General features: G+C 67.5%; 26 protein-coding genes and 1 pseudogene. 14 read left to right on the top strand and 13 right to left on the bottom strand.

Annotation, left to right across the window (positions count from 1 at the left end; genetic code table 11):
* Window positions 1–188 precede the first annotated feature (188 nt).
* Both OQF70_RS11400 and OQF70_RS11395 read right to left on the bottom strand, forming a co-directional pair.
* A complete protein-coding gene (locus OQF70_RS11400; RefSeq protein ID WP_280537708.1) occupies window positions 189–812 on the bottom strand; it encodes a zinc ribbon domain-containing protein in 624 nt (207 codons plus the stop codon).
* Window positions 813–822: 10 nt separating this feature from the next.
* Window positions 823–1,407: a hypothetical protein gene (locus tag OQF70_RS11395; protein ID WP_280537707.1), complete on the bottom strand. Its 585-nt coding sequence runs from the start codon at window positions 1,405–1,407 to the stop codon at window positions 823–825.
* A 622-nt stretch (window positions 1,408–2,029) separates the two neighbouring features.
* Between OQF70_RS11395 and OQF70_RS11390 the strand changes: the two are divergent.
* Window positions 2,030–2,779: pseudogene (locus tag OQF70_RS11390) on the top strand (coenzyme F420-0:L-glutamate ligase); the annotation flags it as partial.
* 148 nt (window positions 2,780–2,927) lie between these two features.
* The gene (locus tag OQF70_RS11385; RefSeq protein WP_280537706.1) at window positions 2,928–3,917 is read left to right on the top strand and encodes a 5,10-methylenetetrahydromethanopterin reductase; all 990 of its coding nucleotides are present in this window, start codon (window positions 2,928–2,930) and stop codon (window positions 3,915–3,917) included.
* A gap of 87 nt (window positions 3,918–4,004) precedes the next feature.
* Here OQF70_RS11385 and OQF70_RS11380 read toward each other — a convergent pair whose 3' ends face one another.
* On the bottom strand, window positions 4,005–4,223 hold the full coding sequence (locus tag OQF70_RS11380; RefSeq protein ID WP_280537705.1) for a hypothetical protein: 219 nt from the start codon (window positions 4,221–4,223) through the stop codon (window positions 4,005–4,007).
* A 152-nt stretch (window positions 4,224–4,375) separates the two neighbouring features.
* Between OQF70_RS11380 and OQF70_RS11375 the strand changes: the two genes are divergently transcribed.
* The 5 genes from OQF70_RS11375 to OQF70_RS11355 all read left to right on the top strand — a co-directional run bounded on the left by OQF70_RS11375 (window position 4,376) and on the right by OQF70_RS11355 (window position 10,274).
* Window positions 4,376–6,247, top strand: coding sequence for a site-2 protease family protein (locus OQF70_RS11375; RefSeq protein WP_280537704.1), 1,872 nt, complete (start codon window positions 4,376–4,378; stop codon window positions 6,245–6,247).
* A gap of 50 nt (window positions 6,248–6,297) precedes the next feature.
* On the top strand, window positions 6,298–7,779 hold the full coding sequence (gene tgtA, locus OQF70_RS11370) for a tRNA guanosine(15) transglycosylase TgtA (RefSeq protein ID WP_280537703.1): 1,482 nt from the start codon (window positions 6,298–6,300) through the stop codon (window positions 7,777–7,779).
* A gap of 143 nt (window positions 7,780–7,922) precedes the next feature.
* Window positions 7,923–9,146 (top strand): proteasome-activating nucleotidase, encoded by a 1,224-nt coding sequence (locus tag OQF70_RS11365; RefSeq protein ID WP_280537702.1) that lies wholly within the window; start codon window positions 7,923–7,925, stop codon window positions 9,144–9,146.
* Between the two features lie 108 nt (window positions 9,147–9,254).
* Window positions 9,255–9,755 carry a pyruvoyl-dependent arginine decarboxylase gene (locus OQF70_RS11360; RefSeq protein ID WP_280537700.1) on the top strand — a complete coding sequence of 167 codons (501 nt, stop codon included), beginning with the start codon at window positions 9,255–9,257 and terminating at the stop codon, window positions 9,753–9,755.
* Window positions 9,756–9,890: 135 nt separating this feature from the next.
* Window positions 9,891–10,274: a DUF5811 family protein gene (locus OQF70_RS11355; protein WP_280537699.1), complete on the top strand. Its 384-nt coding sequence runs from the start codon at window positions 9,891–9,893 to the stop codon at window positions 10,272–10,274.
* A 36-nt stretch (window positions 10,275–10,310) separates the two neighbouring features.
* Here the strand turns inward: OQF70_RS11355 and infB are convergent, their stop codons facing one another.
* Window positions 10,311–12,104, bottom strand: a complete 1,794-nt coding sequence (infB, locus tag OQF70_RS11350; protein ID WP_280537697.1) for a translation initiation factor IF-2 — start codon at window positions 12,102–12,104, stop codon at window positions 10,311–10,313.
* A gap of 183 nt (window positions 12,105–12,287) precedes the next feature.
* On the opposite strand from infB, the gene OQF70_RS11345 reads away from it, so the two are divergent.
* Both OQF70_RS11345 and OQF70_RS11340 read left to right on the top strand, forming a co-directional pair.
* Window positions 12,288–12,533, top strand: coding sequence for a PRC-barrel domain-containing protein (locus tag OQF70_RS11345; RefSeq protein ID WP_092816640.1), 246 nt, complete (start codon window positions 12,288–12,290; stop codon window positions 12,531–12,533).
* Window positions 12,533–12,991 (top strand): NOB1 family endonuclease, encoded by a 459-nt coding sequence (locus OQF70_RS11340; RefSeq protein ID WP_280537696.1) that lies wholly within the window; start codon window positions 12,533–12,535, stop codon window positions 12,989–12,991. The genes OQF70_RS11345 and OQF70_RS11340 overlap by 1 nt, the downstream gene beginning before the upstream one ends.
* Before the next feature lie 47 nt (window positions 12,992–13,038).
* On the opposite strand, the gene OQF70_RS11335 is transcribed toward OQF70_RS11340, so the two are convergent.
* Window positions 13,039–15,243: an ATP-dependent DNA helicase gene (locus OQF70_RS11335; RefSeq protein ID WP_280537695.1), complete on the bottom strand. Its 2,205-nt coding sequence runs from the start codon at window positions 15,241–15,243 to the stop codon at window positions 13,039–13,041.
* A gap of 155 nt (window positions 15,244–15,398) precedes the next feature.
* Between OQF70_RS11335 and upp the strand changes: the two genes are divergently transcribed.
* Both upp and OQF70_RS11325 read left to right on the top strand, forming a co-directional pair.
* Window positions 15,399–16,076 carry a uracil phosphoribosyltransferase gene (gene upp, locus OQF70_RS11330; RefSeq protein WP_280537694.1) on the top strand — a complete coding sequence of 226 codons (678 nt, stop codon included), beginning with the start codon at window positions 15,399–15,401 and terminating at the stop codon, window positions 16,074–16,076.
* Window positions 16,077–16,157: 81 nt separating this feature from the next.
* A complete protein-coding gene (locus tag OQF70_RS11325; RefSeq protein WP_280537693.1) occupies window positions 16,158–16,376 on the top strand; it encodes a hypothetical protein in 219 nt (72 codons plus the stop codon).
* Window positions 16,377–16,651: 275 nt separating this feature from the next.
* Here the strand turns inward: OQF70_RS11325 and OQF70_RS11320 are convergent, their stop codons facing one another.
* From OQF70_RS11320 to htpX, 4 genes are read right to left on the bottom strand one after another with little or no spacing between them, the layout of a single operon-like run.
* Window positions 16,652–17,302 (bottom strand): YigZ family protein, encoded by a 651-nt coding sequence (locus OQF70_RS11320; protein ID WP_280537692.1) that lies wholly within the window; start codon window positions 17,300–17,302, stop codon window positions 16,652–16,654.
* A complete protein-coding gene (locus OQF70_RS11315; RefSeq protein ID WP_280537690.1) occupies window positions 17,299–17,841 on the bottom strand; it encodes a hypothetical protein in 543 nt (180 codons plus the stop codon). The genes OQF70_RS11320 and OQF70_RS11315 overlap by 4 nt, the downstream gene beginning before the upstream one ends.
* Window positions 17,842–17,846: 5 nt before the next feature.
* A complete protein-coding gene (locus tag OQF70_RS11310; RefSeq protein ID WP_280537688.1) occupies window positions 17,847–18,452 on the bottom strand; it encodes a hypothetical protein in 606 nt (201 codons plus the stop codon).
* A gap of 41 nt (window positions 18,453–18,493) precedes the next feature.
* Window positions 18,494–19,366, bottom strand: coding sequence for a zinc metalloprotease HtpX (gene htpX, locus OQF70_RS11305; protein ID WP_280537686.1), 873 nt, complete (start codon window positions 19,364–19,366; stop codon window positions 18,494–18,496).
* Between the two features lie 113 nt (window positions 19,367–19,479).
* Between htpX and lipA the strand changes: the two genes are divergently transcribed.
* On the top strand, window positions 19,480–20,418 hold the full coding sequence (gene lipA, locus OQF70_RS11300) for a lipoyl synthase (RefSeq protein WP_280537685.1): 939 nt from the start codon (window positions 19,480–19,482) through the stop codon (window positions 20,416–20,418).
* A 48-nt stretch (window positions 20,419–20,466) separates the two neighbouring features.
* On the opposite strand, the gene OQF70_RS11295 is transcribed toward lipA, so the two are convergent.
* Window positions 20,467–21,066 carry a hypothetical protein gene (locus OQF70_RS11295; protein ID WP_280537684.1) on the bottom strand — a complete coding sequence of 200 codons (600 nt, stop codon included), beginning with the start codon at window positions 21,064–21,066 and terminating at the stop codon, window positions 20,467–20,469.
* A gap of 154 nt (window positions 21,067–21,220) precedes the next feature.
* Here OQF70_RS11295 and glmM point away from each other — a divergent pair, with 154 nt between their 5' ends.
* The gene (glmM, locus tag OQF70_RS11290; RefSeq protein ID WP_280537683.1) at window positions 21,221–22,579 is read left to right on the top strand and encodes a phosphoglucosamine mutase; all 1,359 of its coding nucleotides are present in this window, start codon (window positions 21,221–21,223) and stop codon (window positions 22,577–22,579) included.
* Window positions 22,580–22,612: 33 nt separating this feature from the next.
* Here glmM and OQF70_RS11285 read toward each other — a convergent pair whose 3' ends face one another.
* The 3 genes from OQF70_RS11285 to OQF70_RS11275 are packed head-to-tail and all read right to left on the bottom strand — an operon-like array spanning window position 22,613 to window position 24,773.
* Complete coding sequence (locus OQF70_RS11285) at window positions 22,613–23,758, bottom strand: hypothetical protein (protein WP_280537681.1); 1,146 nt, start codon at window positions 23,756–23,758, stop codon at window positions 22,613–22,615.
* 44 nt (window positions 23,759–23,802) lie between these two features.
* On the bottom strand, window positions 23,803–24,231 hold the full coding sequence (hisI, locus tag OQF70_RS11280; RefSeq protein ID WP_280537679.1) for a phosphoribosyl-AMP cyclohydrolase: 429 nt from the start codon (window positions 24,229–24,231) through the stop codon (window positions 23,803–23,805).
* Window positions 24,232–24,278: 47 nt separating this feature from the next.
* On the bottom strand, window positions 24,279–24,773 hold the full coding sequence (locus OQF70_RS11275; RefSeq protein WP_280537709.1) for a cupin domain-containing protein: 495 nt from the start codon (window positions 24,771–24,773) through the stop codon (window positions 24,279–24,281).
* Between the two features lie 174 nt (window positions 24,774–24,947).
* Between OQF70_RS11275 and OQF70_RS11270 the strand changes: the two genes are divergently transcribed.
* Window positions 24,948–25,907, top strand: coding sequence for a hypothetical protein (locus OQF70_RS11270; protein ID WP_280537677.1), 960 nt, complete (start codon window positions 24,948–24,950; stop codon window positions 25,905–25,907).

Here is a 25,907-nt window from a genome sequence, read left to right as displayed (position 1 = left end):
ATGGTGATCTCCGTGATTTATACAAGTTGTATTAACGGCAGCGAAAGAAGAGAAAAAGAGACAGGAAGAAAACCGATCGTCACACGGGGCTCGGTGGGGGTAACCCCTCGTCACCGCCGCCCGTCGCCGCTAGGGCCCGGCGGGGCTTGAGTCACCCGATCGAGGCTCGATGGTCCCGGTCGCCTGCGTCACTCCGACGGAACCAGGTCGTACCGGCGTTTGAGGTAGTAGCTCGCCAGTCCCGCGACGACGAGCGGGACCAGGATGCTGCCCACGAACATCCCCTGGAGCCCCATTCCGACCATCGCGATCATTCCGATGAGGCTGCTCAGGATCGGCGCCAACGCCGCGATCCCGACGAACAGTCCGGTCGAGGGGTTCCAGTCGGTCGCGTAGGCGACGTACTTGCTGTCGTAGTAGAACGCGATCGGCAACACGACCCACGCGATGAGCTGAATAGGGCCGCCAACGAACAGCGAGGTGAGCGCCTCGCTTCCGGCCTGGAGGGGGGATCCCCCCGCCTGAATGCCCTGCACGGCCGACATCGCGCGGAGCTGGAGGATCGCGACGATCACCCAGAGGGCGGCGCCGACGCCGACGCCGTAGACCCAGCTGTCGGACGGCGGGGAGCGTTGCGTGGCTGCCCCGCCCTGTGCGCGTCGTTGCCCGCCAGCACCGCGCCGCCGTCCGCCGCCTCGAGCCGGCTGGGCGCCCTGGTGGGCCTGGTTGCGGACGCCGCAGTTCGGGCAGATCTCCGCGTCAGCTTTGATCCGTTCGCCACAGCTCCGACAGTAGACTTCGGTAACGCTCATTCTCCACCACTCACCAGGTTGCTCCCGCCTGATCGAGTTCTCGTCGGGCGTTATCGATGATCGCCTTGGCGTGGAACGGAACGATGAGGTGTCCCAACAGGAAGTAGTGTCCGCTCAGGAAGCTCAACGCCGCGAAGACGGTCTCGTCGATCATCAGGTATCCCGCCCAGGGAAGGATGAAGCTCACGAGCATCACGGTGCCCTTGTTCTTCCTGGCGACCTTCTCGAGCTCGTGTCTCCGCATATCCGACATCCCTGCGGCGCCGCCGGCCATCCCGCCGCCAGCCGGAGCGCCCCCAGCTGGAGCGCCCCCAGCCGGGGCACCCCCGCCTGCCGGTACGCCGCCTCCGGCCGGTGCCGCGGCGGCCTGCTGTCGAACGCCGCAGCTCGGACAGATCTCGGCCATCTCCTTGATGACCTCTCCGCAACTCGTGCAGTAGACCTCGGCCGGTCCGAGCTGACCGCCCGCCCGATCGGCTGCTGCCGGCTGATCGCTTTCGGACTGGGCGGCGGCAGCCGACGTGTCCGGTGTGGAACCGGCGGCTCCGTTCTCCGTCGGAGTCGGCTGGCCGTTCGGTCCGTTCTCGGTCGACACCCGGTCGTCGGTCGTCGTGTCCCCTCGCCCCTGTGTGTCTCCCGCCGTTGACGATCCCGCGTTCGCCTTCGACCCGGCGGCATCAGCAGTAGTGCTGTCGCTTGCGTTTACGCTGGCCTCGCCGTTCGGGCCGGTTCCGTGGGTCGCTGACCCCCCGGCGGACCGGTCGCTGGCACCCCGGCTTGACCGGGTTCCGTCCGATTCCGTTCCACTCGGGCCGCTGTGCCGAGTTCGATCGCCCGTCCGTCCGCGGTCGGGATCATCGCTTCTCCCCTCGGCGGTCGATCGGCGTGTCGACCGCCTCGCGGACTGACCGCGATCGCCCGATTCGCCGTCGTCGCGTCGGGCTCTCGATCGGCGCGAACGGTCGGATCGACCGGATCGCGACCGGCCGTCGGACCGGTTTCCCCCACCATCGTCACCCGACCCGAACTGCCACTCACCGTCGTTGGACTCCTCGTCCCGATCCGAGTCGTCCCTGTCGTTCCCTGGCATCGCCGTTGATTACATACGCTTTCGACCCGCACTTATAAATTTCGGGCAGTTGATAGACGGTGGCGATTCCGGCTGCCTCCGCCAGTACCGTCGAGGTTTTCCCCTCGGCCGGCCGATACGGAACCGTATGGACGTGTTCGCGGTTCCCGGTCTGCCCGAGATACGGGAGGGAGACGACCTCGCCGCCTTGATCCGCGATCGAGTCGACCTCCGCCCCGACGACGTCGTCTGCGTGGCCAGTACGGTCGTCTCGAAGGCGGAGGGCCGCGTCTACGACTTCGACGACTTCCCCCCGGGATCGCGGGCGAAGGAGCTTGCTGACGGGCTCGAAGCGGCGACCGGCGATCCGAAGGATCCGCGCTTTGCGCAGGCGGTCCTCGAGGAGTCGACCGAGATCATCCTTGAGGAACCGTTCCTGCTCACGGCGACCCGGTTCGGTCACATCGGGGTCAACGCCGGCATCGATCGGTCGAACGTTCCCGACGGTGACCTCCTGTTGCTTCCGAAGCGGCCCGCCGCCAGCGCGGACCGGATCCGCGATGGGCTGCCCGCCGATCGCGTCGTCGTCACCGATACCTGTGGTCGTCCGTTTCGACACGGCCAGCGGGGTGTCGCGATCGGGTGGGCGGGACTGCCCGCCAGCCGCGACTGGCGGGGCGAATCCGACCGGGACGGGCGTGAACTCGGTGTGACGGTGCAAAACGTGGTCGACGAGCTGGCGGCGGCGGCGAACCTCATCGCGGGCGAGGGGGACGGCGGAACGCCGGTGGTGGTCGTTCGCGACTTCACGTTCGGCGACCACGACGGATCCGACGCGCACTTTCGGGACGTCGAAGACGACCTGGTCCGGCAGGCGCTTCGCGACTGGACGTACGACGGCGGGAACGGTGGAGCCGGCAGTGATGGTACGACTGACGGTGACGATACGACTGGTGGTGACGATGGGACTGGTGGTGACGATGGGACTGGTGGTGAGGACGGCGGTGGCGGCGAAGGTGGCGACTGATCCCGGCTCGTGATTGATCATGCTTGGAATCGAACTCACTCCGGAGGAGGAACTGGATCGACTCGTCGACCGCGGCGTCGCCGCGGAGGCTGCCGGCTACGACGCCGTCTTCTCGACGTGTCACTACAACAACCGCGACCCGTGGGCGTTCCTGTCCCGGCTGGCGGCCGAGACGACGACGGTTCGGATCGGCCCCGGAGTCGTCAACCCGCTCGAGACGCATCCGGTCACCCTCGCCTCGCGGGTCGCGACGCTCGATGAGGTCTCGGACGGCCGCGCAGTCTTCGGGATCGGTCCCGGCGATCCGTCCACGCTCGCGAACCTTGGGCTCGGCGACCAACGCGGCCTCCGGCCGGTGCTCGAGGCGTTCACGGCGGCACGGCGACTCTGGGGTGGCGACCGGATCGACCACGAGGGAACCTTCGAGGCGACCGACGCCGGCCTCAACTACGAGCCGCCACAGGGGGCAGACCTGCCGGTCTACGTCGGCGGCGAGGGGCCGCATATGTGCCGTATGGCCGCGAAACACGCCGATGGCCTGCTGTTCAACGGTTCGCACCCGGACGACTTCCGCTGGGCACGTGAGCAGGTGGACCAGGGGCTTGCGGATCGCCCGGCCGATCGCGGCGAGTTCGATCTGATCGGCTACGCGAGCGTGAGCGTCGACGCCGACCCCGACGCCGCCCGGGAAGCCGCCCGCCCCGCCGTTGCGTTCATCACCGCCGGCGCGGCGCCGCCGGTGCTCGATCGACACGGGATCGACCACGGAACCGCCGAGACGATCGGCAGCCTCGTCAGTGCCGGGCAGTTCTCCGAGGCCTTCGAGACGGTGACGCCGGCGATGATCGACGCGTTCAGCCTTGCCGGCTCGCCGGCGCAGCTTCGCGAGCGGGCGAACGAGATCGCGGAGTACGCTGATGGACTCGTCGTCGGATCACCGATCGGTCCGAACGTGGACGCGGCCGTCGATGACGCCGCCGCGGCGCTTCGAGACGTCTTCTCGGCGTGACTCGTCGGGAATGAAAAAACGGCTTCTCAGCGGGAATCGATGGTGGTGCAGGCCGGTGCTCGAGTGGGTGGGTCGGTCGTGATGGCGCTACTTCCCGGGCGAGGGGATCTGCACGCCGACCGTACTCGCCAGCGCGCCGACCGCGAGGTAGGCGATCGCGACGATCGAACCGACGAGCAGCACCTGTCCCACGAGGAACGCGACGATCGAGAGCGGGTCGCCGCCGGCCACCACGTTCTCGATGAAGATGCTTGCCAGTTGGTACACGCCGAAGACCAGTTCCGCGAGGAACTCGACCGGTGTCATACCCCACGGTAGGACGGTGGGGTATTTGGGTGTTGTTGATGGGCACGGCGGCCTCGGGAACGGTGTCCGCACGGTTCGTTCCGGTCGTTCGTTCCATTCGACCCGTATCGGCGATCGAACTCCTTACCCGGGATGCAGTCGAACAGCCGCCAATGAGTTCCCTGCTGTGGATCCTCTTGGGGGTGCTCGCGTACACCGCGGCGGCGGCGTGGCTGGACAACCGTGGGCTCCTCCCCGAGTCGGTACGGATTTCCGGGCCGATGACGACGATCCACACGAAACGCGGAAAGGCGCTACTCGACCGGCTTTCGGCGCCGAAACGCCTCTGGCGAGCGGTCGCGAACGTCGGCGTCGGCGTCGCGCTCGTGATCATGGTCGGGACCTTCCTGCTGTTGATCGCGAACGCGCTCAGCGTGCTCTCGAACCCGCCGGAACCGACCGGCATCAACACCCCCCAGAACGTCCTCATCATTCCCGGCGTCAACGACTTCCTCCCGCTCTCGGTCGCCCTCGAGATCGTCTGCGGGCTGCTCGTCGCCCTCGTCGTTCACGAGGGGGCGCACGGACTCTTATGCCGCGTCGAGGACATCGAGATCGACTCGATGGGACTCGCCCTGTTCACCCTCGTTCCGGTCGGGGCGTTCGTCGAACCCGACGAGGAGTCGACCGGGCGGGCGAACCGCGGCAGTCGGACCCGGATGTTCGCGGCCGGCGTCACCGCGAACTTCATCGTCGTGCTCGTGACCTTCGGACTGCTGTTCGGTCCCGTTGCGGGTGCCGTCTCGGTCGCACCCGGCGCGGCGATCGGCGGCGCGTATTCCGGATCGCCCGCCGCGGAAGCCGGTATCGGCCCGGGTGATCGGATCGTCGCCGTGGGCGGCGCTCCGGTCGACAACGCCACCGACCTCTCCCGTCAGCTCTCCGAGAACACCGACGACCGCATCACCGTCACGCTACACGACGGCACCGACCGGACCATCGATCGATCGCTGCTCGTCACCGGCGTCGCGGAGACGTCGCCGCTTGCCGGCGATGGTGGACTGGCCGTCAACGACACGATCACGGCCGTCGACGGCGATCCGGTCACCACTGAAGCGGCGTTCCGTGAGGCCGTCGGCGACGACCACGTCGCGACCATCGAGACGGCGAACGGAACGACCGTCGAGGGTCCGATCGGCGCGCTCACCGTTGTCGTTCCCGATGGACCGCTCAACGCCACCGCAGGCGCCCCGGCCGGCGAGGACATCGTCATCACCGCCGTCGGTGACGATCGCGTCGTCGATGGGGCAGACCTCAGCGCGGCGATCGATGCGCGGGATTCCGGCGAGACGGTCACGATCGTCGGCTATGTCGACGGTGACCGCGAGGAGTTCACGGTCACGCTGGGATCGAACGGCGGCGACGGTGCCGCATCGGGAGCCGATGAGAACGCGACACCGGCCAGCGGGGACGCATCGACGGGTGAGTCGTCGCCGGATGACGCGTCGACGGGTGACCGGTCGGCGGGCGATGCGTACCTCGGCGTCCAAATCGCCACCGGGTTCTCGGGCGTGTCGATCGATAGCCTCGGCGTGACCGACTATCCGGCCGACCAGTATCTCTCGATGCTGACCGGCACGGCGAGCGACACGTTCCTCGGCACGTTGCTGTTGATCACCGTGTTGCCGTTCTACTCCATCGTCGATCCGAGCGTGCAGTACAACTTCGCGGGCTTCGTCGGGACGAACGTCCCGTTCTACGAGGTGACCGGGCCGCTGTCGGCGCTCGGCGATCCCGCCGTCTTCCTCGGCGCGAACGTGCTCTTCTGGACCGGGTGGATCAACCTCCAGCTGGCCTTCTTCAACTGCATTCCGGCCTTCCCGCTCGATGGCGGTCGGATCCTCCGGACCGCGACCGAGGCGGTCGTTTCGCGGCTCCCCGTGGACGCAAAGCCCCGTCTCACCCGGACGATCACCACCGGTATCGGCGTGACGATGCTCGTCGCCCTGCTCGTGATGCTGTTCGGCCCCGTGGTGCTCGGCTAACCGGGAGCGCCGAACGCAACCCTTACCGCCCGCCCCGACGCAGACGCGATATGCGCGAGCAGTTCGAGATCCGGGACCACGACGGCGCCGGACGCCTCGGCCGCCTTACCGTCCCGCGGGCCGGCGTGACCGTCGAAACCCCGGCCCTCCTGCCGGTGATCAACCCGAACGTGCTCACGATCGAGCCGGGGCGCCTCCGGTCGGCGTTCGGCGTCGATGCCCTGATAACCAACTCCTACATCATCCACAGCACCGACCGCGTTCGCGAACGAGCGCTCGAGGAGGGGCTCCACGATATGCTGGGGTTCGACGGCGCGATCATGACCGATTCCGGGTCGTTCCAGCTCGCGGAGTACGGCGACATCGACGTCACGACCGCCGAGATCATCGAGTTCCAACACGCGATCGGCTCCGACATCGCCACGCCGGTCGACGTCCCGACGCCCCCCGACGTCGATCGCGAGCGCGCCGCGGCCGACCTGGAGACGACCGAGACGGCACTGGCGGACGCTGCCGCCATCGATACCGGGGAAATGCTCGTCAACGCCCCGGTCCAGGGATCGACGTACCCGGATCTCCGCGAACGCGCCGGCCGCCACGCCGCCGCGACGGACCTCGACGTCTTCCCGATCGGTGCGGTCGTCCCCCTGATGAACGGCTATCGGTACGCCGACGTCGTCGACGTGGTGATGGGGGCGAAACGCGGGCTCGACCCGGACTGTCCGGTGCACCTCTTCGGCGCCGGCCACCCGATGATGCTCGCGCTCGCGGTTGCCTGCGGCTGTGACCTGTTCGACTCGGCGGCCTACGCGCTGATGGCGCGTGACGGTCGTTATCTAACGGTTTCGGGTACCGAACACCTCGAGGACCTCACGTATCTCCCGTGTTCCTGCCCGATCTGTGCCGAGCACACGCCCGCGTCCCTCCGCGACGCCGCGGATGCCGAGCGGGAACGACTGCTCGCCGAGCACAACCTCCACGTCACCCTCGAGGAACTCCGTCGGGTGAAGGAGGCCCTTCGGTCCGGAACCCTCCTCGAACTCGTCGAACGCCGTGCCCGTGGCCACCCGGCGATGTGGGACGGTTATCAGGCGCTGCTCGACCACCGCGACCAGCTCGAGAGGACCGACCCCGTCTCGAAGGGAACGTTCTTCTCGCTTTCGGCCGACTCCGCCCGTCGCCCCGAGATCGCACGCCACCACGATCGACTCGGGCGATTGTCGGTTCCCGAGTCGCTCCTCCTGACCGTCTCGAAGCCGCCCTCCGATCACGACTACGACGCCGTGTGGCGAGTCAGGCCCCCGTTCGGACCCATCCCGCCGGCGCTGTCGGAGACCTATCCGTTGACCGCCGAGGCACCAGCCCGGTCGAACGCCGCGTTGCGCCGCGCCGCCGTCGACGGCGTCACCCGACTCGCCGGAGACCATCCGGAAACCACGATCACGTTCGCACACGACGACTGGGAGGAGACGGTGCTCGACCGGCTCCCCGAATCGGTCGCGCTCGAGAATCTCGCGACGATCGGACGCTGATCCCCCCGACCGTCGCACGGACGCTGACTCACGACGATCGCCGCACCGATCGTCGCACTGGTCACATTCTACGCCCGGTCCGTCCGGAAAACGGGCCGTGACCCAAAGGCACATGTACGCCGAAACCGTACCACCGGCAACGAATGTCCCACAGTCCGTCACTGCCGGACCGTCCCCGCCTCGAACTCGATCCCGAGATGAGCGATGGGGAACGGCTCGAAGCGATCCGCAAGCACTTCCGGCGGATCGTGCAGGTGAACGACGAGCTCGAACAGCGGCTCGAGGACGTCGAAAGCCGCCGGTCGGAACTCCAGCGCGACGTCGACGAACTCAAACGGGAGAACGAGGTCCTGAAGACCTCCTCGCTGTACATTGCCTCCGTTGAGGAGTCCACGGAGGACGGCGTCGTGATCAAACAGCACGGCAACAACCAGGAGGTGCTCACCGAGGCGGCCTCTTCGGTGTCGGCCGATCTCGACCCCGGTGACCGCGTGGCGATCAACGACTCCTTCGCCATCCAGACGGTGCTCGACGACGAAACCGACGCGCGGGCACAGGCGATGGAGGTCGACGCCTCGCCGGACGTGACCTACGAGGACATCGGCGGCATCGACGACCAGATCCGTGACGTCCGTGAGGCCGTCGAGGACCCCCTCGAAAACCCCGAAACGTTCGAAACGGTCGGCGTCGAACCGCCGAGCGGCGTCCTGTTGCACGGGCCGCCCGGGACGGGCAAGACGATGCTCGCGAAGGCCGTCGCCAACGAGTCCGATGCCACCTTCATCAAGATGGCCGGTTCCGAGCTCGTCCGGAAGTTCATCGGCGAGGGGTCACGGCTGGTTCGTGACCTCTTCGAGCTCGCCGCCGACCGCGAGCCCGCCGTGATCTTCATCGACGAGATCGATGCCGTCGCCGCCAAGCGGACGGACTCGAAGACCTCCGGCGACGCCGAGGTCCAGCGGACGATGATGCAGTTGCTCTCCGAGATGGACGGCTTCGACGACCGCGGCGAGATCCGGATCATGGCCGCGACCAACCGGTTCGATATGCTCGACGAGGCGATCCTCCGGCCGGGCCGCTTCGACCGGCTCATCGAGGTTCCCAAGCCCGACGCCGAGGCCCGCGAACGGATCCTCGAGATCCACACCGAGGGAATGAACGTCGCCGCCGACCTCGACCTCTCCGGGCTCGTCACGGACCTCGAGGAGTTCAGCGGCGCGGACCTCGCCTCGCTGGCCACCGAGGCCGGGATGTTCGCGATCCGTGACGGCCGAACCGAGGTGACCCGAGCCGATTTCGAGGACGCCGTGGAGAAGCTCGACTCGGCGGAGGAAACCGCGGACCGCAACATTCACTACCAATACTGACCGTCTCGCGCACCCCGATCGGTTCTTCCGGGGTCTCCATCTCCCCACCGGGTTCGTCCGTCGGTCGGTTTCGAAATCCCTTAGCGCGTCGCCCGCCGATCATCGATGATGGCATCGATCCACGTCGCCGCCGGCGTCGGCGTCGCCCCGACGGCGATGGCGGCGTACGACGCGGCCCTCGCGGACGCGAACCTGCACAACTACAACCTCGTCACCGTCTCCTCGGTCGTCCCGGCCGATGCGACCGTCGAGATCGTCGACCGCGCACCCGACCTCGGTCCGGCCGGCAACCGCCTGTTCGTCGTGCAGGCGAAACGCCTCGTCGGGCCCGAGTCGGTGACCGGCGCCGCCGAGGATGACACCGGGACGATCGCGGCCGGGCTCGGGTGGGCGACCGGCCCGGGTCCCGGATTGTTCTACGAGGTGACCGGCGACGACCCGACGGCGGTCCGGGCGGGGATCGACGACGGTCTCGATGCGGGCGCCCAACTCCGCGACTGGGACCTGCGGGACCGGACGACCCTCGTCGAGTCGGCGGAGCCGGCCCCGGACGCACACACCTGCGTCGTCGTGATCGCGGCCTATGGGGAGTCGGAACCGATCTGCTGACCGGCTCTGCTGACCGGGTCCGCTGACCGGCTCTGCCGATCGACCGAACCGTTGATCCGATCGATCTCCCGTTCCACCCCGCCCCCGATCGCCGACGCCTTTTTGAACGCGGTGGCCCTATCGATCCCATCCTCAATGAACGGCAATAACCCGTACGCGGGATCACCGGGCGTCACCCCAGCCGGCGAACCGGACCGGACGGCCATCGAGCTGTCCGCGACACAGGAACGCGAGCTTCGAACCGCGGTTGCCGGGATCGTCTCGCGAACGGAATCGTACCTCCCCAACAGCTACGTCGTCGGATCGGAACTCTCCGTCGGGAGCAACGGCCCACAGGCGACCGTCGCGGTAAACCCGCCCGCCGGACATCCCGTCACCGCCGGGTTCTCCCCCGACGTCGAGGACCTCGAGACGGGGCTGGCCGACACCGACACCGAGGAGGTCGCCAAGGGGCTCGCGGCGAGTGCGGCCCTCCAGGTGATGGACGCGGTCGGCGAGATCACACCGACGGCGAAGTGACCACTCTCACCGACGCGTAGCGACCGGATCCGTTCTTCACTTCCCCCAGAAGGGGTCACGACTCCGCCGCTTGTCGAGATAGCCGTGGAGCGCTTCGAGCTCGTCGGCGGTGATGTCGTCGGAGAGTTCCTGTTCGAGGATCTTCGCGTGCTTTTCGGGGATCTCCGTCCAGAGGACGTCGCCCTCCTCGATCTGGCGGCCGACGGTCGGGCCGTCGATGGCGACACTGACGCGCTCGCCCGCCCGCGCCTCCTCGACGTCCTCGCCCTGCTTTTGGATGCCCGAGAGCTGGCCTCGTCGGTCGGGCTCGCCGTTCTCGAACTCGACGACGTGGCGGTTGTTCTGGAGCGTCCCCGCAAGCACCTCGACGCCGACGACGGCGGGGTCGTTCTGCCGGAAGGTGTGGTCGGGCAGCAGGCGGAACCGCGACGGTCTGACGATCTTGTCGAGGATCGTCTCCTGTTGGGCCCGTTTGCGTTCCTCGACGAACGTGTCGTACTCCTCGATGAGCTGGTAGATGACGTCGTCGGTGAACAGCTTGACGTCGGCGGCCTCCAGCTCGTCGCTGGCGTTCGCGAGAATGTCGACGTTGAACCCGAGGATCGCCTTGTGTTCGTCCTGGTTCGCTGTCTCGGCGATCGCGACGTCCCGCGGCGCGATGTCGCCGACCTCGGCGCGCATGATCGGGATCTCCGCCTCCTTGAGCGCGCTCGCCATCGCCTCGAGCGATCCGAGCGTGTCCGCCTTGATCACGACCCCGTCCTCGGCGGTGTCGACGTCGATCTCCTCGAGTTCGGCGGTCACCTCGGTGATCACGTCGTCGATGTCCCGGTCGCGGACGACCCGGACTGGCGCACCGGCCATCGCGTCCGCGAGGTCGGGGGCGGCGATCTTCACGCCCGCCGCCGCGGCGACCGAATCGACCTTCTCGAACTGCTTTTCGGTCCGGATCTCCGCCAGCGGCTGGGGCTGTAACAGCGCCCGGATGTCCGTGACGATCGGCTCATCCTGTCCCCCGATGACGACCTGATCGTCCGTCCGGATCACGCCGTCGTACATCACGGCGTCGACGGTGGCGCCGAAGCCGCGCTCCTCTTTCACCTCGAGGACGGTGCCGACGCCGGGGCCGGCGACGTCGATCGCCATCTCCTCCTTCATGAACCGTTGGGAGAGGCCCATCAGCACGGTCAGCAGGTCCGGGACTCCCTCCCCGGTCATCGCGGAGACGGGGACGACGCCGATGTTCTTCTGGAAGTCCTGGACGCGCCAGTAGAGGTCGGCCGAGAACCCCGCATCCGAGAGCTCGCCGATGAGCGCGTAGATGTTCTCATCGAGCATCGACCGGGCGCGCTCGGACTGTTCCTCGTAGGTCTCCTGGATCGGCAGTCCCTCCTGGGGGTTCCACCCGGCCGTCGTGTCGATCTTGTTGGCGGCCACGACGAACGGGGTTCCGGTTCGGCGCAGGATGTCGATCGCCTCCTCGGTTTGCGGCTGGAAGCCGTCGTTTACGTCGACGACCAACACCGCGATGTCGGCGAGCGCGCCGCCGCGCGCGCGCAGCGTCGAGAAGGAGTGATGCCCCGGCGTGTCGATGAACAGCAATCCCGGCAGGTCGAAGTCCTCTGGCTGGACGAGCTCGCCCGCCATCGTCGAGATCGTCGCCAACGGGATGTCCGTCGCCCCGATGTGTTGGGTGATCGCGCCGGCCTCGCCCTCGCTGACGGCCGATCCGCGTATCTTGTCGAGCAGGCTGGTCTTGCCGTGATCGACGTGGCCGAGCACGGCGACGATCGGCGTTCGAAGGGTGGTGGAGTGTGTGTCGTCGGTCATCGGAATGCCCCCGAGAAGGTTACTTATCGTGTTCGAGTCGTGGACGCCAGTTAAGTGTTTCAAAACGCGAAGGGGCGATCTCGCCCGTTTCGGAGCGCTCCCGACCACGGATCGATCGGTTTCCGTCCGCCGACCGTCTGACGGCCCGTGGCGTTTAAGGTGACGCCCCGGATCGATCGACGTATGGCCGACATCCTCGCGGAGAACCTCTCGGGTAAAGCCGTGATGGGCGCCGACGGTACCGAACTCGGCGACCTGTACAACATCACGATGAACCTCAAAACCGGCGAGCTGCGAAACCTCTTGGTCTCGCCGCACGAACAGCTCGACCCCGGTCGTGTGGGCTTCTCGGCCGACGACCGAGGACGGATCGAGATCCCGGTCGGGAACGTGCAGGCCGTCAAGGACTACATCGTCGTTTCGCGGTAATGTTCGTTCTCGACTCGTCGGCATTCATCCACGAGTACGACGTCGACGGCCCCACGGCGTCGATTCCCGCGGTCCACGAGGAGCTCGACGGCGGTCACGCCCTCCGGTTCGGCGCGATGGAGGGGTCGGGAATGCACGTGCACGTTCCCGACGCGGACGTCATCGCGCGCGTCGAACGCGCCGCCCGGAACTCCGGTGACGCCGACACGCTCTCGGAGACCGACGTTCGTCTGATCGCCGCGGCCGTCGAACTCGACGCCACGCTCGTCACCGACGACTACGCGATGCAGAACGTCGCCGAGCGGCTCGACGTCGCCGTCGACCCCATCGCCCGCGAGGGCATCACCGAGGAGCGCGAGTGGCTGTTTCAGTGTGCCGGCTGCGGCCGGACGTTCGACGACGATCGGGACCGGTGTCCGGTCTGCGGGAGCGATCTGACCCGCAAGAACCCGAGTTGAGGCGTCAAAAGCCGGTCTTCGGGGTCGCCGTTCCCGTCTCCCGTCCGCTACGGGCTCGGCGGATCCCCGTCGTAGGCGTCGTGGTCCGTGAAAAAGTTCAATATCCCGAACTTCACCTTCTCCGGCGCGATGTCGATGAGCTCTGAACGCTCCTCGGGCGGGAACCGATCCCTGACCGAATACTTGCCCATATCGGCGCCGGTGTAGCGTCGGTCGGCGAGTATCCGGGCCCCAAAGTCGTCGGGGCCCCGAATGACCCGACCGAGCGCCTGCCGCGTCTTCCTGACCGTCGGGACTTCGACGGCGTAGGTCCATCCCGGGTCACGGGTTCCGGAGCCCTCGGCGAACGCGCGGTCGTAGGCGGCCTGAACTGCCTCCATTCGGTCCGAGAGGTGTGGGTACGGGACGCCGACGACGATCACGGTTCGTGCCGCGTCGTCGTCGAAACTCACGCCCTCCGCCAGCGTTCCCCACAGCGAGGTGAAAAGCGTACAGTCGTCGCCGTCGACGAGGCGACGGCGGAGGGTCTCCGTCTCCACGCTCGATCCGTCGAGGAGGAGCGTCCCGAGCGGTCCGGCTCGATCCGGTTCCGAGCGTCCGTCGATCCCGCTTCGGAGTCGTTCATAGTACCGTTCGGCCTCGGAATACGACGGGAAGAAGACCAGCGTGTTCCCCGGCGTGAACCGGATGGCGTCCCGGAGGAGTTCGCCGATCGTCCCCTGCACCTCCGGGTCCGATCGGTCCGAGGCGAAAAGCGGCGGCGTGTCGACGGCGTAGGTGACGCGGTTCGACGCCGGATACGCGAGTTCGTAGGCCAAGCTCGCGACGTCCTCGAGCCCGAGCACGTCGGCAGTCACGTCGAAGGGGCGCAGCGTCGCGCTCATCAGGACCGACGCGGCGACCTCCTCGAACAGCTCGCTCGTGACCGTTCGCGGGATACAGGTGTACAGCTCCGCCCGGCCGTAGACCTCGTCGGTGGTCTCGTTGCGTCGCACGGAGACGACCGGATACTGGCCGAACTCCGCACCTTCGTCCATCCACGTCGCGATGAACCGTGCGGCCTGCAGGGTTCCCGATTCCTTCCGGCTCGTCGTCTCTCCCTCCCGATACTGGCGATCGTACTCCTCGTCGAACGCCCGTCCGAGCTGGACCGCGAGCTCGGCCTCGACGTCGATCCCGCGACCCGCGTATCGGTCAAGGAACGCGAGCGTGAGGTCGTCGCGACGGTCCTCGTTGGCTATCGAGACGTCCTCCCAGCGATCGCCGATCGACTCTCGCTCCCCGAACCCCAGGGCCGAATCGTACGTCTCGACGAGCGCCTCGTGGAACGCCGAGACGACGTTCTCGGCGGCCTCGGCTCGGGAATCGTCGCTCCCGTCGATCTCCTCGAGCGCCGACTCGAGGGTGTTCTCGGTGAGCGTTCGCGTCGCGTGCTCGCGTGCGGCGTCCTCGACGTTGTGTGCCTCGTCAAACACGGTGATGATCTCCGAGGGATCCCGGTCGATCCAGCGGAAGAACTGCTCACGGATCGTCGGATCGAGCAGGTGGTGATAGTTGCAGACGACGAGGTCGACGCCCTCCATCCCCTCCTTCAGCAGTTCGTAGCCGCACAGGTCGCGCTCCTCGGCGTATTCGTAGACGTCCTCGGGCGTTCGGACGTCCTCGAAGAGCCACTCGAAGAACGCGTCCGTGTCCCGCGTGAGATTGTTGTAGTAGTGGTCACAGACGTTCGTCGCGTCGATCTCCGCGATCTCCTCGTCCAGATCGTCGAGTTCCTCCATTACGACCTCGCGTGCCTCCGCGGCCGCGGCGTCGCCGTCGCGACTCTCCGCCAACAGTTCGCGTTGGCGGCGCTCGAGCTCGCCCTTGTCCGCCTCGGCCTCGACGAGCGACCGCGTCGTGTCCCGTAGCGTTTGACACTCCTGGTAGTCGACGTCGATGTGACACATCGACGACTTCCCCTTGAACACTACCGCCCGGATCGGTTCCGTTCGCGTGATCGCCCGCGCGTCCTCGACGAACTGGCGCATCTGCTGGTGGACGTTCGTGGTGATGACGACCGTCCGATCGTGCTCGCGTGCGTGTTCGAGCGCCGGCACGAGCGCCGAGAGGGTCTTCCCCGTTCCGGGCGCGCCCTCGAAGAGGACGTCCTGGCCGCGTGAGAGCGCGTTCGCGACCCTATCCATCGCTTCGCGCTGGTTCGGATAGGGCTCCTCGTACGGAAAGAACCGCAGATACGCCGGGTCTGACACGGTCGATGGTTCGGCGTCATCGGCTAAAAGGGGTCGGGTACCTCGGTGAAACTGATCGGGGACCGAAGCGGTTCGTGGGCTCGGGGACGGTCATCCTCGCGGTCGGGGACGACGAAACCGGATTTTTAAAGATTCGGCGACCGGTATCGCCGATAATGACGATCGAAGACCGCGACGACGCCTACCTGATCACACACGCGCTGGCGAAGGATACCCTCTCGCGGCTCCGGGACGTCGAGACCGAACAGGTCGCCTTCCGGAAGGGGCTCGTCAAACTCGGCCGCATCTGTGGCTACGAGATCATCGACGGCGCGATGGACACTGAGTTCGTCCCCGTCACGACGCCGCTGGCCGAGACGACCGGCGAGCGCGTGAAGGGCCTCGACGACGTCGTGATCATCAACGTGCTGCGCGCCGCCACCCCGTTCGTCGAGGGGCTGCTCAAGGCGTTCCCGCGGGCCAAACAGGGCGTCATCTCCGCGGGGCGCGACGAGGACGCCGGGATGAACGACGCCGGCGAGTTCCCGATCACGATCGACTACGTGAAGCTCCCCGAGATCACCGAGGACGACACGGTCATCATCGCCGACCCGATGCTCGCGACCGGGTCGACGATGTGTGCCGTCCTCGACCACGTGCTCTCGGAGGCTGACGGCTACGAGAACCTGTTCGTCCTGTCGGCGGTCTCGGCACCCGATGGCCTCGTTCGAGTCGGCGACGCCGCCCCCGAGGCCGACCTGCTCACCGTCTCCATCGACGACCACCTCGACGATGACGGCTTCATCGTCCCGGGACTCGGCGACGCCGGCGATCGGGCGTTCCGCACGACCTGATTCCGTTTCCGATCGGACTGGTACGCCTCCGGACGACGATCGCCCCATCCATTTTAAGAGACTGCCCGATGAGCTACCGGTATGACCGACGCGGAGCCAGACGAGCCCTGTAGCGCCTGCGGGGACCCGACGCCGGACGCGCTCGCCCGAACGATCCGGCTGAGCGTCGACCGCGCGAACATCGACACCCAGCGGCTCTGCCCCGACTGCTTCGCCGAGTGGATCGACCGGTATCAGCGGGAGATGGAGCCAGATTCCGGTGGCGTCGCCGGGAACAGCTCCGACATCATCGTCGACTGAACACCACGTTTCGAGTCGAGATCCGTCCGGAGGTATATACCTGATACCGCTCCAGCCGCCGTATGTCCTGACTGCCTGTCCCACGGCCGGCGAGGCGGGTGCGCGATGTCCGCCGTGGGATCCACGTTCTCTGCCGAGCGACACCCCCACGTTCGGTTCCAGCTTTCATCGCCTGTTCGCCATTTTGACGCTCGGGCTCGATCCGGCGCCGGTGCCGGCTGGCTCGTCCGATCGATTTCCGCCGAACAGCTCGATCAGTCCTCGTCGGCAGTCGATCACTCGTCGATCGAGACGCGTCCGCTGGTCGCGCTTCGGAGCCGGTCCTCGAGCTCCGCGACGGCCGCGACCGGAACCCGAACCGCGAAGCGCACGTCGACGTCGTAGTCGGCCTCGAAATCCACGCCCACCGACTCCAGGATCCCTCGAACGGTCCCGGAGTCGTCGTAGGACGTCGTCACCGTTAGTTGCCTGTGTGGGACTTCTTCACGGATGCCGGCCGCCTCGATCGCCTCCTTCGTGGCACGTCCGTACGCCCGTACGAGCCCGCCGACGCCGAGGTTCGTCCCGCCGTAATAGCGCGTGATCACGACGACCACGTTGCGGAGATCACGCCCCTGGAGGACGTTCAGCGCCGGCTTTCCGGCGGACCCGGATGGTTCGCCGTCGTCGCTCGCGTATTCCCGGATCATCACGGAATCGTCTCCGTGCCCATTCGATGACCGTTCCTCCGGTGATGTCGCCGGCACACGGTACGCCGGGACGTTGTGGGTCGCGTCGTCGTATTCGGTCCGGATCGCGTCGACGAACGTCTCCGCCCCCTCGACGGACGATGCCGGCCCGACGTGCCCGATGAACTCCGACCCCCGCACCTCGAAGGCGGCCCGTGCCCGTTCGGCGACCGTCAGGTACGGGTCCGGATCGGTCATTCCTCCGGTCCTGTCCGCTCATCATCCTTCCGGAGGCGATCAAGTGCGACTGCCGTCGGGGGTGCAAGTCGGTACAGCGCGACGAACGCGATGACGCCGACGCCCTCAGCAGCCTTCCCGACGAGCGCGTACGGGTCGCCGACCAGCGCCTCGATCGGGGCGGTCCGATGCCACAGGAGGAAGCCGACGAGAAACGCCGCCAGCGTCCCGGCACCGAGGGCATACAGCCGGCGGTACTCTCCGCCTCGAACCGTCGCAACCGCGATAAGCACGGTGAACGCCGCCGCCAGGAGGAACGTGGCGGGGCGCGGGTCGGTGCCCGTACCGAAACGCGGCCACGCCCAGAGGATATGCGTCGCCGCCGAGAGGACCGCCGCTTGGACCGCGATCGCTCGAAGCACCGGCTTCGGGGAGCGGTCTCGACCGCCATACCGGGTGTCGTCCCGAGACGAGTCTCCCCGTCGACCGATCCCGTCATCGTCGGTCGCGCCGTCCTCAGCCGTCTCCGCTTCAGCAGGGCTCTCGGTTGGTTCGCCCATCCGGGTCACTCCCAGGGATGATCGCCGGACGCATCCGGCCACAGTGGGTACCAGTAGGACTCGTCGTCCTCGACGTCGAGTTCGGACTCAAGCACCGACCGAAGCTTGAACTCGACGCGCTCGTCCCGATCGCTGGATCCGGTCGGCACGAACGGGTAATAGGCACCTCGGCGGAAGGAGTAGATCCAGTACGCGCACCGATCCGTGGTTTCGAAGCCGAACACGGCCGCAAGCAGTCGCGACCCGAATCCCGCCTCCACGAACGTGTCGGCCGCGAAGTGGACACTCGTCACGAGGTCCTCCGGATCGTCATCCTCGAGGACGAACCAGCGATAGCCGTGGTCGTCCTCGTGCTGGTGGAAGCCGGTCCCCGTCTCCGCCTCGCCGGCATCGAGGATCGCCTCGACGTCGTCGACGGCGTCGGCGAACGCCGTCGAGTCGACGCCGGAGAAACACAGCGCCGCCTCCCCGACGTGGTCGTACCCGAGGTCCGCCTCCATCGTCATATAGGCCGTCGACATCCCGAAGAGGTCCTCGGGGTCGGCCTCGCGCGTGGCGTCCGATTCCGCGTTCGTGCCGAACACGGACCGGATCGTCTCGAAGAGTCCCATCTACTGTCCCGGCGTAGGGGCCGGAGGGATTAGGGCCTTTCTCACGCGGTTTCGAGCTCGCGCTCGAGCTCGCGGAGCCGCTCGACACGTCGCTCCATCGGCGGGTGCGTGCTGGCGAGTTTCCCGATGAGCCCCGACCGGATCGGGATGATGAAGAACGCGTTCATCTCCGCCTCCTGTCGGAGGTCCTCGCTGGGGACTCGATCCATCCGCCCGTTGATCCGCTGGAGCGCCGACGCGAGCGCGCTCGGATTGCCGGTGATGCTGGCCGCGCCCCGATCGGCGGCGAACTCCCGGTACCGCGAGAGCGCGCGGATGAGCAGGAAGGAGACGATCCAGACGAGCAGGGACACGACGATCGCGACCCACACGGGCGGGGCGTTTCGGTCGTTACCGGCGAACAGCCAGCCCCATCGGACGATGAAGAACGCGATGGTCGAGAGGAACGACGCGATGGTCATCACCATCACGTCGCGGTTCTTGACGTGCGCGAGCTCGTGGGCGAGCACGCCGTCGAGCTCGTCCTGATCGAGGGTGTTCAACAGTCCCGTCGTGACACAGACCGTCGCGTTCTGCTGGTTGCGCCCGGTCGCGAACGCGTTCGGGACCTGGGTGTCGGCGATCGCGACCGTCGGTTTCGGGAGGTCCGCCTGCTGGCTCAGCCGCTCGATCGACCGATGAAGCTCCGGCGCCTCGTCGGGCTCCACCGTTCGGGCGCCCATACTTCGGAGGGCGAGTTTGTCGCTGAAGAAGTACTGTGCAAGCGAGAAGCCGCCAAGCAGCAGGAGGGTGACGAAGATTCCCGCGTTGAATACGGACACGAGGACCCCAACGAACGCCAGATAGAGGGCGAACAGCAGGAACATCGTGAACGCCATTCTGCCCCTGAGGCCCCAGTCGGTGCTCCACTCCATACACGCATATACTCGGTGAAGATGCTAAAGCGTGCCGAACCCAAACGCCGCGAACCGACCGCCCTGGACGGATCGATCCCCACGTTTTTGCCGGCTTGCGTCCAATGACCGGTATGGCATCGAGGCGGCGGAAACCGAACTGGCTCAAGACGCAGCCACCGGCCGGCACGCGGTTCACCGAGATCAAATCGACCCTTCGTGACCGGAACCTCAACACGGTCTGTGAGGAGGCCAACTGTCCGAACCTCGGCGAGTGTTGGTCCGGCCGCGACGGGCCCGGCACGGCGACGTTCATGCTGATGGGGGATCGGTGCTCGCGAGGGTGTAACTTCTGTGACGTCGAAACGGGTGGGATGGATCCGCTCGATCCCACCGAGCCCGAGAACGTCGCCGACGCAGTCGCCGAGATCGGGCTCGAGTACGTCGTGTTGACGTCCGTTGATCGCGACGACCTCGCCGACGGCGGATCGGCACACTTCGCGGAGACGATCCGGGCGATCAACGACCGCGATCCCGAAATTCTCGTCGAGGTGTTGATCCCCGACTTCGGGGGGGACCCCAACGCGATCGACCGGATCATCGATGCGGATCCCGACGTGATCGCCCACAACGTCGAGACGGTCGAACGGCTCCAGTGGCCGGTACGTGACCGCCGCGCGGGCTATGAACAGTCGCTGGCGGTGCTCGATCGTGTGAACCGAACCTCGGACATCCACACGAAGACGAGCCTGATGCTCGGCGTCGGTGAGTACGACCACGAGGTCTACCGGACGCTGTCGGATCTCCGCGAGATCGACGTCGATATCGTCACCTTCGGGCAGTACCTCCAGCCCTCCCGGTCACATCTCGACGTCTTCGAGTACGTCCATCCCGACGTCTTCGAGACGTGGCGTCGGGTCGCCGAGGAGGAGTTCGGCTTCCTGTACTGTGCGTCGGGACCGATGGTCCGGTCCTCCTACAAGGCCGGCGAGCTGTTCGTCGACGCACTCCTTCGTGAGGGAACCTCGATCGAGGCGGCCCGGCAGCGTGCTCGTGCGGCCGGCGGTTCCTGACGCCGGCCGTGGCGATCGAACCGTCGACTTCGACGATCGAACCGCTGACTAACCGATGATCTCGAACTGCCGACCGATGGCGACGTCGCCCGGCAGTCCCCAGTAAACGAACCGGTGTGTCCCGGCGCCGAGGGCGGGACAGACCTCGAGATCGGCGGTCGAGAGCGTGTCCGCGACCGCCTCCTCCCGGAGCGTAAGCGACCACGTGTATCCCTCGCCGGAGTTGACGACTTTCGTCGACTCCGGATACGTCACCTCGCTGCCGTCGGGTGTTCCACGAACGTCCTGCCACCCGGACGCCGTTCGTCGCTGCACCGCGATGTGCTCGTCGCTCGCGATCTCGGCGTCGACGTCCTGGTCGAGACAGCGGAGGACGATCCGAAGATCGCTGCCGTAGGTCTTCTCGGCCCCCTGGAGCGCGAGCTCGAACCGGACGTCGTCGGCGGTGTATGCCGAGACGTAGCTCGCCTCGTCCTCGGGAAACCGCTGGTCGAGTCGCCGGAAAGAGTCGTCGTCACACGACAACTCGTCGATCTCTCCCGACGGTCCCTGTGGCCCCTCTCCGGCGGCGAAGTCGAGACAGCCAGCAACCGCGATGGTCCCGGCGGTCCCGACGCTCGAGAGCAACGCCCGTCGTGACAGCGTCATACGTTCGCGTAGCCGCCGCGGTCGTATGAACGTCCCGACATCGCCATCGTCTAGCCCCTCGAGTGGGGCGGCTTCGGACCTCGAGTGGGGTGGCTTCGGACTTCGAGTGGGGTGGCTTCGGAATCGCTTTCCCCGGTGCGTCCGTGCACCCAGTATGAAGCTGTTCGGCTCGAGCGGGACGCGCGGGGTCGCGATCGCCGACCTGTCGCCGGAGTTCGCGCTGCGGGTGGCGAAGGCGGCGGGCACGGTGTGGGAGACCGACCGCGTCGCGGTCGCACGGGACACCCGGACGACCGGCGAGCTGCTCTGTAACGCCGCCGCGGCCGGGCTCGCGGCGGTCGGCTGTGACGTCGACCGGCTCGGTGTGGCCCCGACGCCCGCAGTCGGCCGGTACTGTGCGGTCCGGGAGACTCCGTGCGTCCTCGTGACTGCTTCCCATAACCCGCCGGAGTTCAACGGCATCAAGCTGGTCGGCGACGACGGCGTCGAGCTTCAGGTCGACGCCCTCGAGCGCGTCGAGAACCACGTTCTCGGCGAGGAGTTCGATGAGACCGACTGGCGGGGTGCCGGTCAAACGACCACCATCGACGGCGTGAACGACGCCTACGTCGAGTCCGTCGTCGAAGCCGTCGACCGGGCGGCCATCGCCGACGCCGACCTCACCGTCGCCGTCGATCCGGGTCACGGTGCCGGATCGCTGACCAATCCGGCGATCTACCGTCGTCTCGGCTGTTCGGTCCGCACCGTGAACGCGCAGCCGGACGGCCGGTTTCCCGGACGGCTCCCGGAACCGGTTCCGGAACATCTCGGGGATCTCCAGCGGCTCGTCCGCTCGAGCGACGCCGATCTCGGGATCGCGCACGACGGCGACGCCGATCGGGCCGTCTTCGTCGACGAGACCGGTGCGTACATCGAGGGCGACGCCTCGCTGGCGGCGTTGGCTGCCGATGCTCTCTCGGCGGGTGACGCTGCGGTCTCGGCGGTCAACGTCTCCCAGCGGCTCGTCGACGTGTGCGAGGACGTCGGCGCCGACCTCGAGTTGACGCCCATCGGTGCGACGAACATCATCACTCGGGTCCGAGAGCTCCAAGCAGCCGGGAAACGGGTCCCGATCGCCGGCGAGGGCAACGGGGGCGTCTTCTTCCCGGAGTATCGGCTCTCGCGGGACGGCGCCTACATCGCGGCGCGGTTTCTCGAGCTGCTCGCGGACGGCCGCCCCGCCAGCGAGGTCGTCACACCCTACGCTGACTACGTCAACGTCCGCCACAACGTCTCCTACGACTCCGACGCCGAACTCGATCGCCTGTTGGGTGCCGCCGAAGCGTACGTCCGCGAGGCGGCTGCCGAGCCGAACACCACGGACGGCTACCGGCTCGATTACGGCGACGCCTGGGTCCTGGTCCGCCCCTCGGGGACGGAGCCGAAGGTCCGCGTCTACGCCGAGGCCCGGTCAGCCGACCGCGCCGAGGAACTCGCGGACGGGGTGCTCGCGGCGCTCGAGGACGCGCGGTAACGACTCCGGCCAGTCTCTCCTCGTTCAGGCGGTCTACTCCTCCGTCTCCGCGAGCACCGTCTCGATCAGATCGAGTACGTCGCGGGCGGTCGCCACCCGGTCGTGGATCGCGCCCGAGGCGAGCAGCTCCCTGTCGGCCTCGTCGAGTTCGGCCCGTGTGACCGCCGCCTCGCGTATTCGCTCGTAGTCGTCTTCGCGCGTCCGGTCGCGAACCGTCCGCAGGAGTGCAACCGTCCCCTCGTCCGCGAACCGCGAGACCAGCGGCGTCAGCTCCTTGATCCGGTAGCGGAGCTCCTCCGCCGGCGTCGGCGGCCACGCGAGCGTGAACGGCTCGCCGTCGAGACGGTCGATCCAGGTCCGGTGGACCGCCACCGCGGTCCGAAGCGCGCCGGGGTCGTCGACGTAGTGGTCCAGTTTCGACTGCGAGTAGTCGGCGTACTCGAGCAGCGTCGGCAGCGGCTCCTCGCCGGCGGCGTGGTCGTCGGCGTACTCCTGGAGATCCCGTGGCGGCTGGTCGATCTCGACGAGGGGATAGCGTTCGGCCGTCTCGAGCAGGGCGAAGACCTCGCGCGTGCGTTCGGTTTTCAGGAACGACTCGAACGCCTCCCGAACCGCCTCGTTGTAGCGCTCGACCGGCTCGCGGATGCGATCGACCGGCGCGTCGAGATCGACGTGGTCCCGGTCCGCGACCGCCTCGCGGTCCGCCAGGTGATCGGCCAGTCGGTCGCGAGCCTCGCTGGCGTCGTGTCTCGCCCGCCGATACTCGTCGACCGCCTCGTCGCGCTCCTCGAGCAGCGAGACGTACTCGCCGGCCGGCTCGAGCGCCTCCCGGGCGGCGTCGAAGTCGGACTCCGAGAGTCGCCGCTTGTCCACGGCCTCGTTCGCGGCCGCGAACGCCTCGCCCGCGGGCACGTCGTCGCCGACGTCGGTGGCTGCCTCGAACTCGCCCTCGAAGCGGACGTAGGAGCCGAAATCGCCGGTGCCGGTCGCGTCCTCCTCGTACCGGTCGAGCACCCGGACGGCCCGCCGATACGCGTCCGCGGCGGCTTCGACGCGGTCGCGACCCACCTCGTCGATCCGCGACTCGATCGAGTGGCGTTCGTCGTATCGTTCGCGCAGTTCCGCGGCTGCGCTTGCGGCCGACGCGACCGGTTCGACGTTCGCGACCGCGTCGTTCACGCCATCGTCCCCCGTGGCGTCGGCGTCGCGACGGCGACCATCGGTCAGTACACCTCGTCGGGATCGAAGACGCGCTCGCCGACGTGCTCGCCCTCGACCGTTCGGTGGAAACACGACCGGTGGCCGGTGTGACACGCGCCGCCCGTCTGATCGACGAGATACAACAGCGTGTCGGCGTCACAGTCGACGCGGACCTCGGCGACGTTCTGGGTGTGTCCGGAGGTCCCGCCCTTGTGCCACAGTTCCTCGCGGGACCGGGAGTAGTAGTGCGCCTCGCCCGTCTCGAGCGTCCGGTCGAGTGCCTCCTCGGTGACGTACGCGAGCATCAACACCTCGCCGGAGTCGACGTCTTGGGCGATCGCGGGGACGAGCCCGTCCTCGCCGAACGCGACGTCGATCGTCGCGTCAGGGCCTCCGGATCCCCGGTCGCCGCCGTCCGCGGCCTCCGTGTCTCGGTCTGCGGCCTCACTCATATTCCGATCGAGGCGGAGCGGTCGAATAGGCCTTTTGGGGCGCTCGCTCACTCGCCATCGGATGTCGTGTCCTCCCAGTAATCGACGTCACCGTCGATCGGGTAGTATCCGTGCAGCGATCGTCCGTCGCGTCCGCCCGGCGGCGATCCCACGAACACGCCGACCCGGTCCCGGTCCGGATACACCGTCACGTCCGGCTCTCGCATCGTCGACACGACCAGATATCGAAGGGGATCGTCGCCATCGTTGACCACGCGATGGCCGCCGGATGCGTCGGCCGGGAGGGCGACGTAATCGCCCGCCTCGATCGAATGCGTCTCCTCGCCGAGACGCAGCGTTCCGGCTCCCGCGAGCACGTATATCGCCTCCTCGTTTGCGGTGTGGTAGTGATAGGGCCACGACCGTCCCCCGGCTGGAAGCTCATAGAGGCTACAGCCGAGATCCGCGCCGTCGGCCGCCTCGCCGAGCTGCTTCCTGCGGAACGTCGCGTCCTCGCGGTCCAGTTCGGTCCACTCCAGATCCGCCTGGTTGACCGGATCCATATGACGCCGTTGGCGGCGAACGACGTAGTCGTTGTGCAGCCCCATCCGGTGGTCGAGCCGGCGACTCATCACGGTCGGTATGCGGCCTGTTCGCCCGGAATCCGCGGTCGAGATGGCTCAAACGGGCCTTTGTTCCAATCGTGATCTTTTGGGAGACGACTCCGTACCGCCGGTATGGATCCGACTCGACGACGGGTGCTCGTCGGGACCGCACTTCCGGCGATCGTCTCCGTCGGCGGCTGTCTGGGGGACGCCCTCAGTGACGGCGACGGAAACGGGACCGATCCCTCAGTCACCGGAACCGCAACCGGCACTGACGACGGGAAACCGACGGACGGACCCGACACGCCCGGTGGATCCGACACGCCCGGTGGATCCGATGCGACCGGCGTCACCGTGCACGACCTGACCGTTCGTCCGGAGCTCGTCGCGATGGACTCGCCTGACTCCTACGGCGTCTATGGCGGCCGCGGGTCGCAGTACGTGGTCGCCGACGTCGCCGTCGAGGACCCGACGTCGTCCCCGCCTGACTCCTTCGCGCTCGAGACGCCGGCGGAGACGTTCCCGGCGACGACCGGGATCGGCCCGTCGCCGGGGACCCTCGCCGACTTCGGCGAGGCGTACGGGTGGCCCGAGCCCGATCCGGCCGAGCGCGGCTGGGTCGCGGTCCAGGTTCCGAATCCGCTCCCTGGAGCGTCCGACGCCCGACTCGTCTGGGGGACCGACGACGGAACTGGCGAGGGTGACGGTGACGGATCCGTCGGCGCTCACGCGCTTGCTGCCGACACGACGGCGGCGCTTGAGCGCGGCCCGACCGACTTCGCGGTCTCGGTCGACGCGCCGGACGCGATCACGCTGGGCGAGACCGTCACCGCGACGATCACCGTCGAGAACGTCGGCGACGTCGACGGGACCTTCGTCGCGGCGATCAACCGCGTCGGGCCGCGCATCGCGTATGCGCCCGCGGCATCGATCACGATCGACGTCGTGGCCGGAGACGTCGCCGAATACGTCTATGAACACGACGTCACCGACCCCGAGATCGCCGAGATGGATGATCCGTCGATGCGGCTCCATCTCCAGTGGCGCGGCGGAAGCCCGACCCGCGAGATCGCCATCGACGCCGAGGGGTGA

This window comes from Halopenitus sp. POP-27 (genome assembly GCF_029889855.1).
GTDB classification, from domain to species: domain Archaea; phylum Halobacteriota; class Halobacteria; order Halobacteriales; family Haloferacaceae; genus Halopenitus; species Halopenitus malekzadehii.
This window is presented reverse-complemented; position numbering and strand designations above follow the sequence as displayed.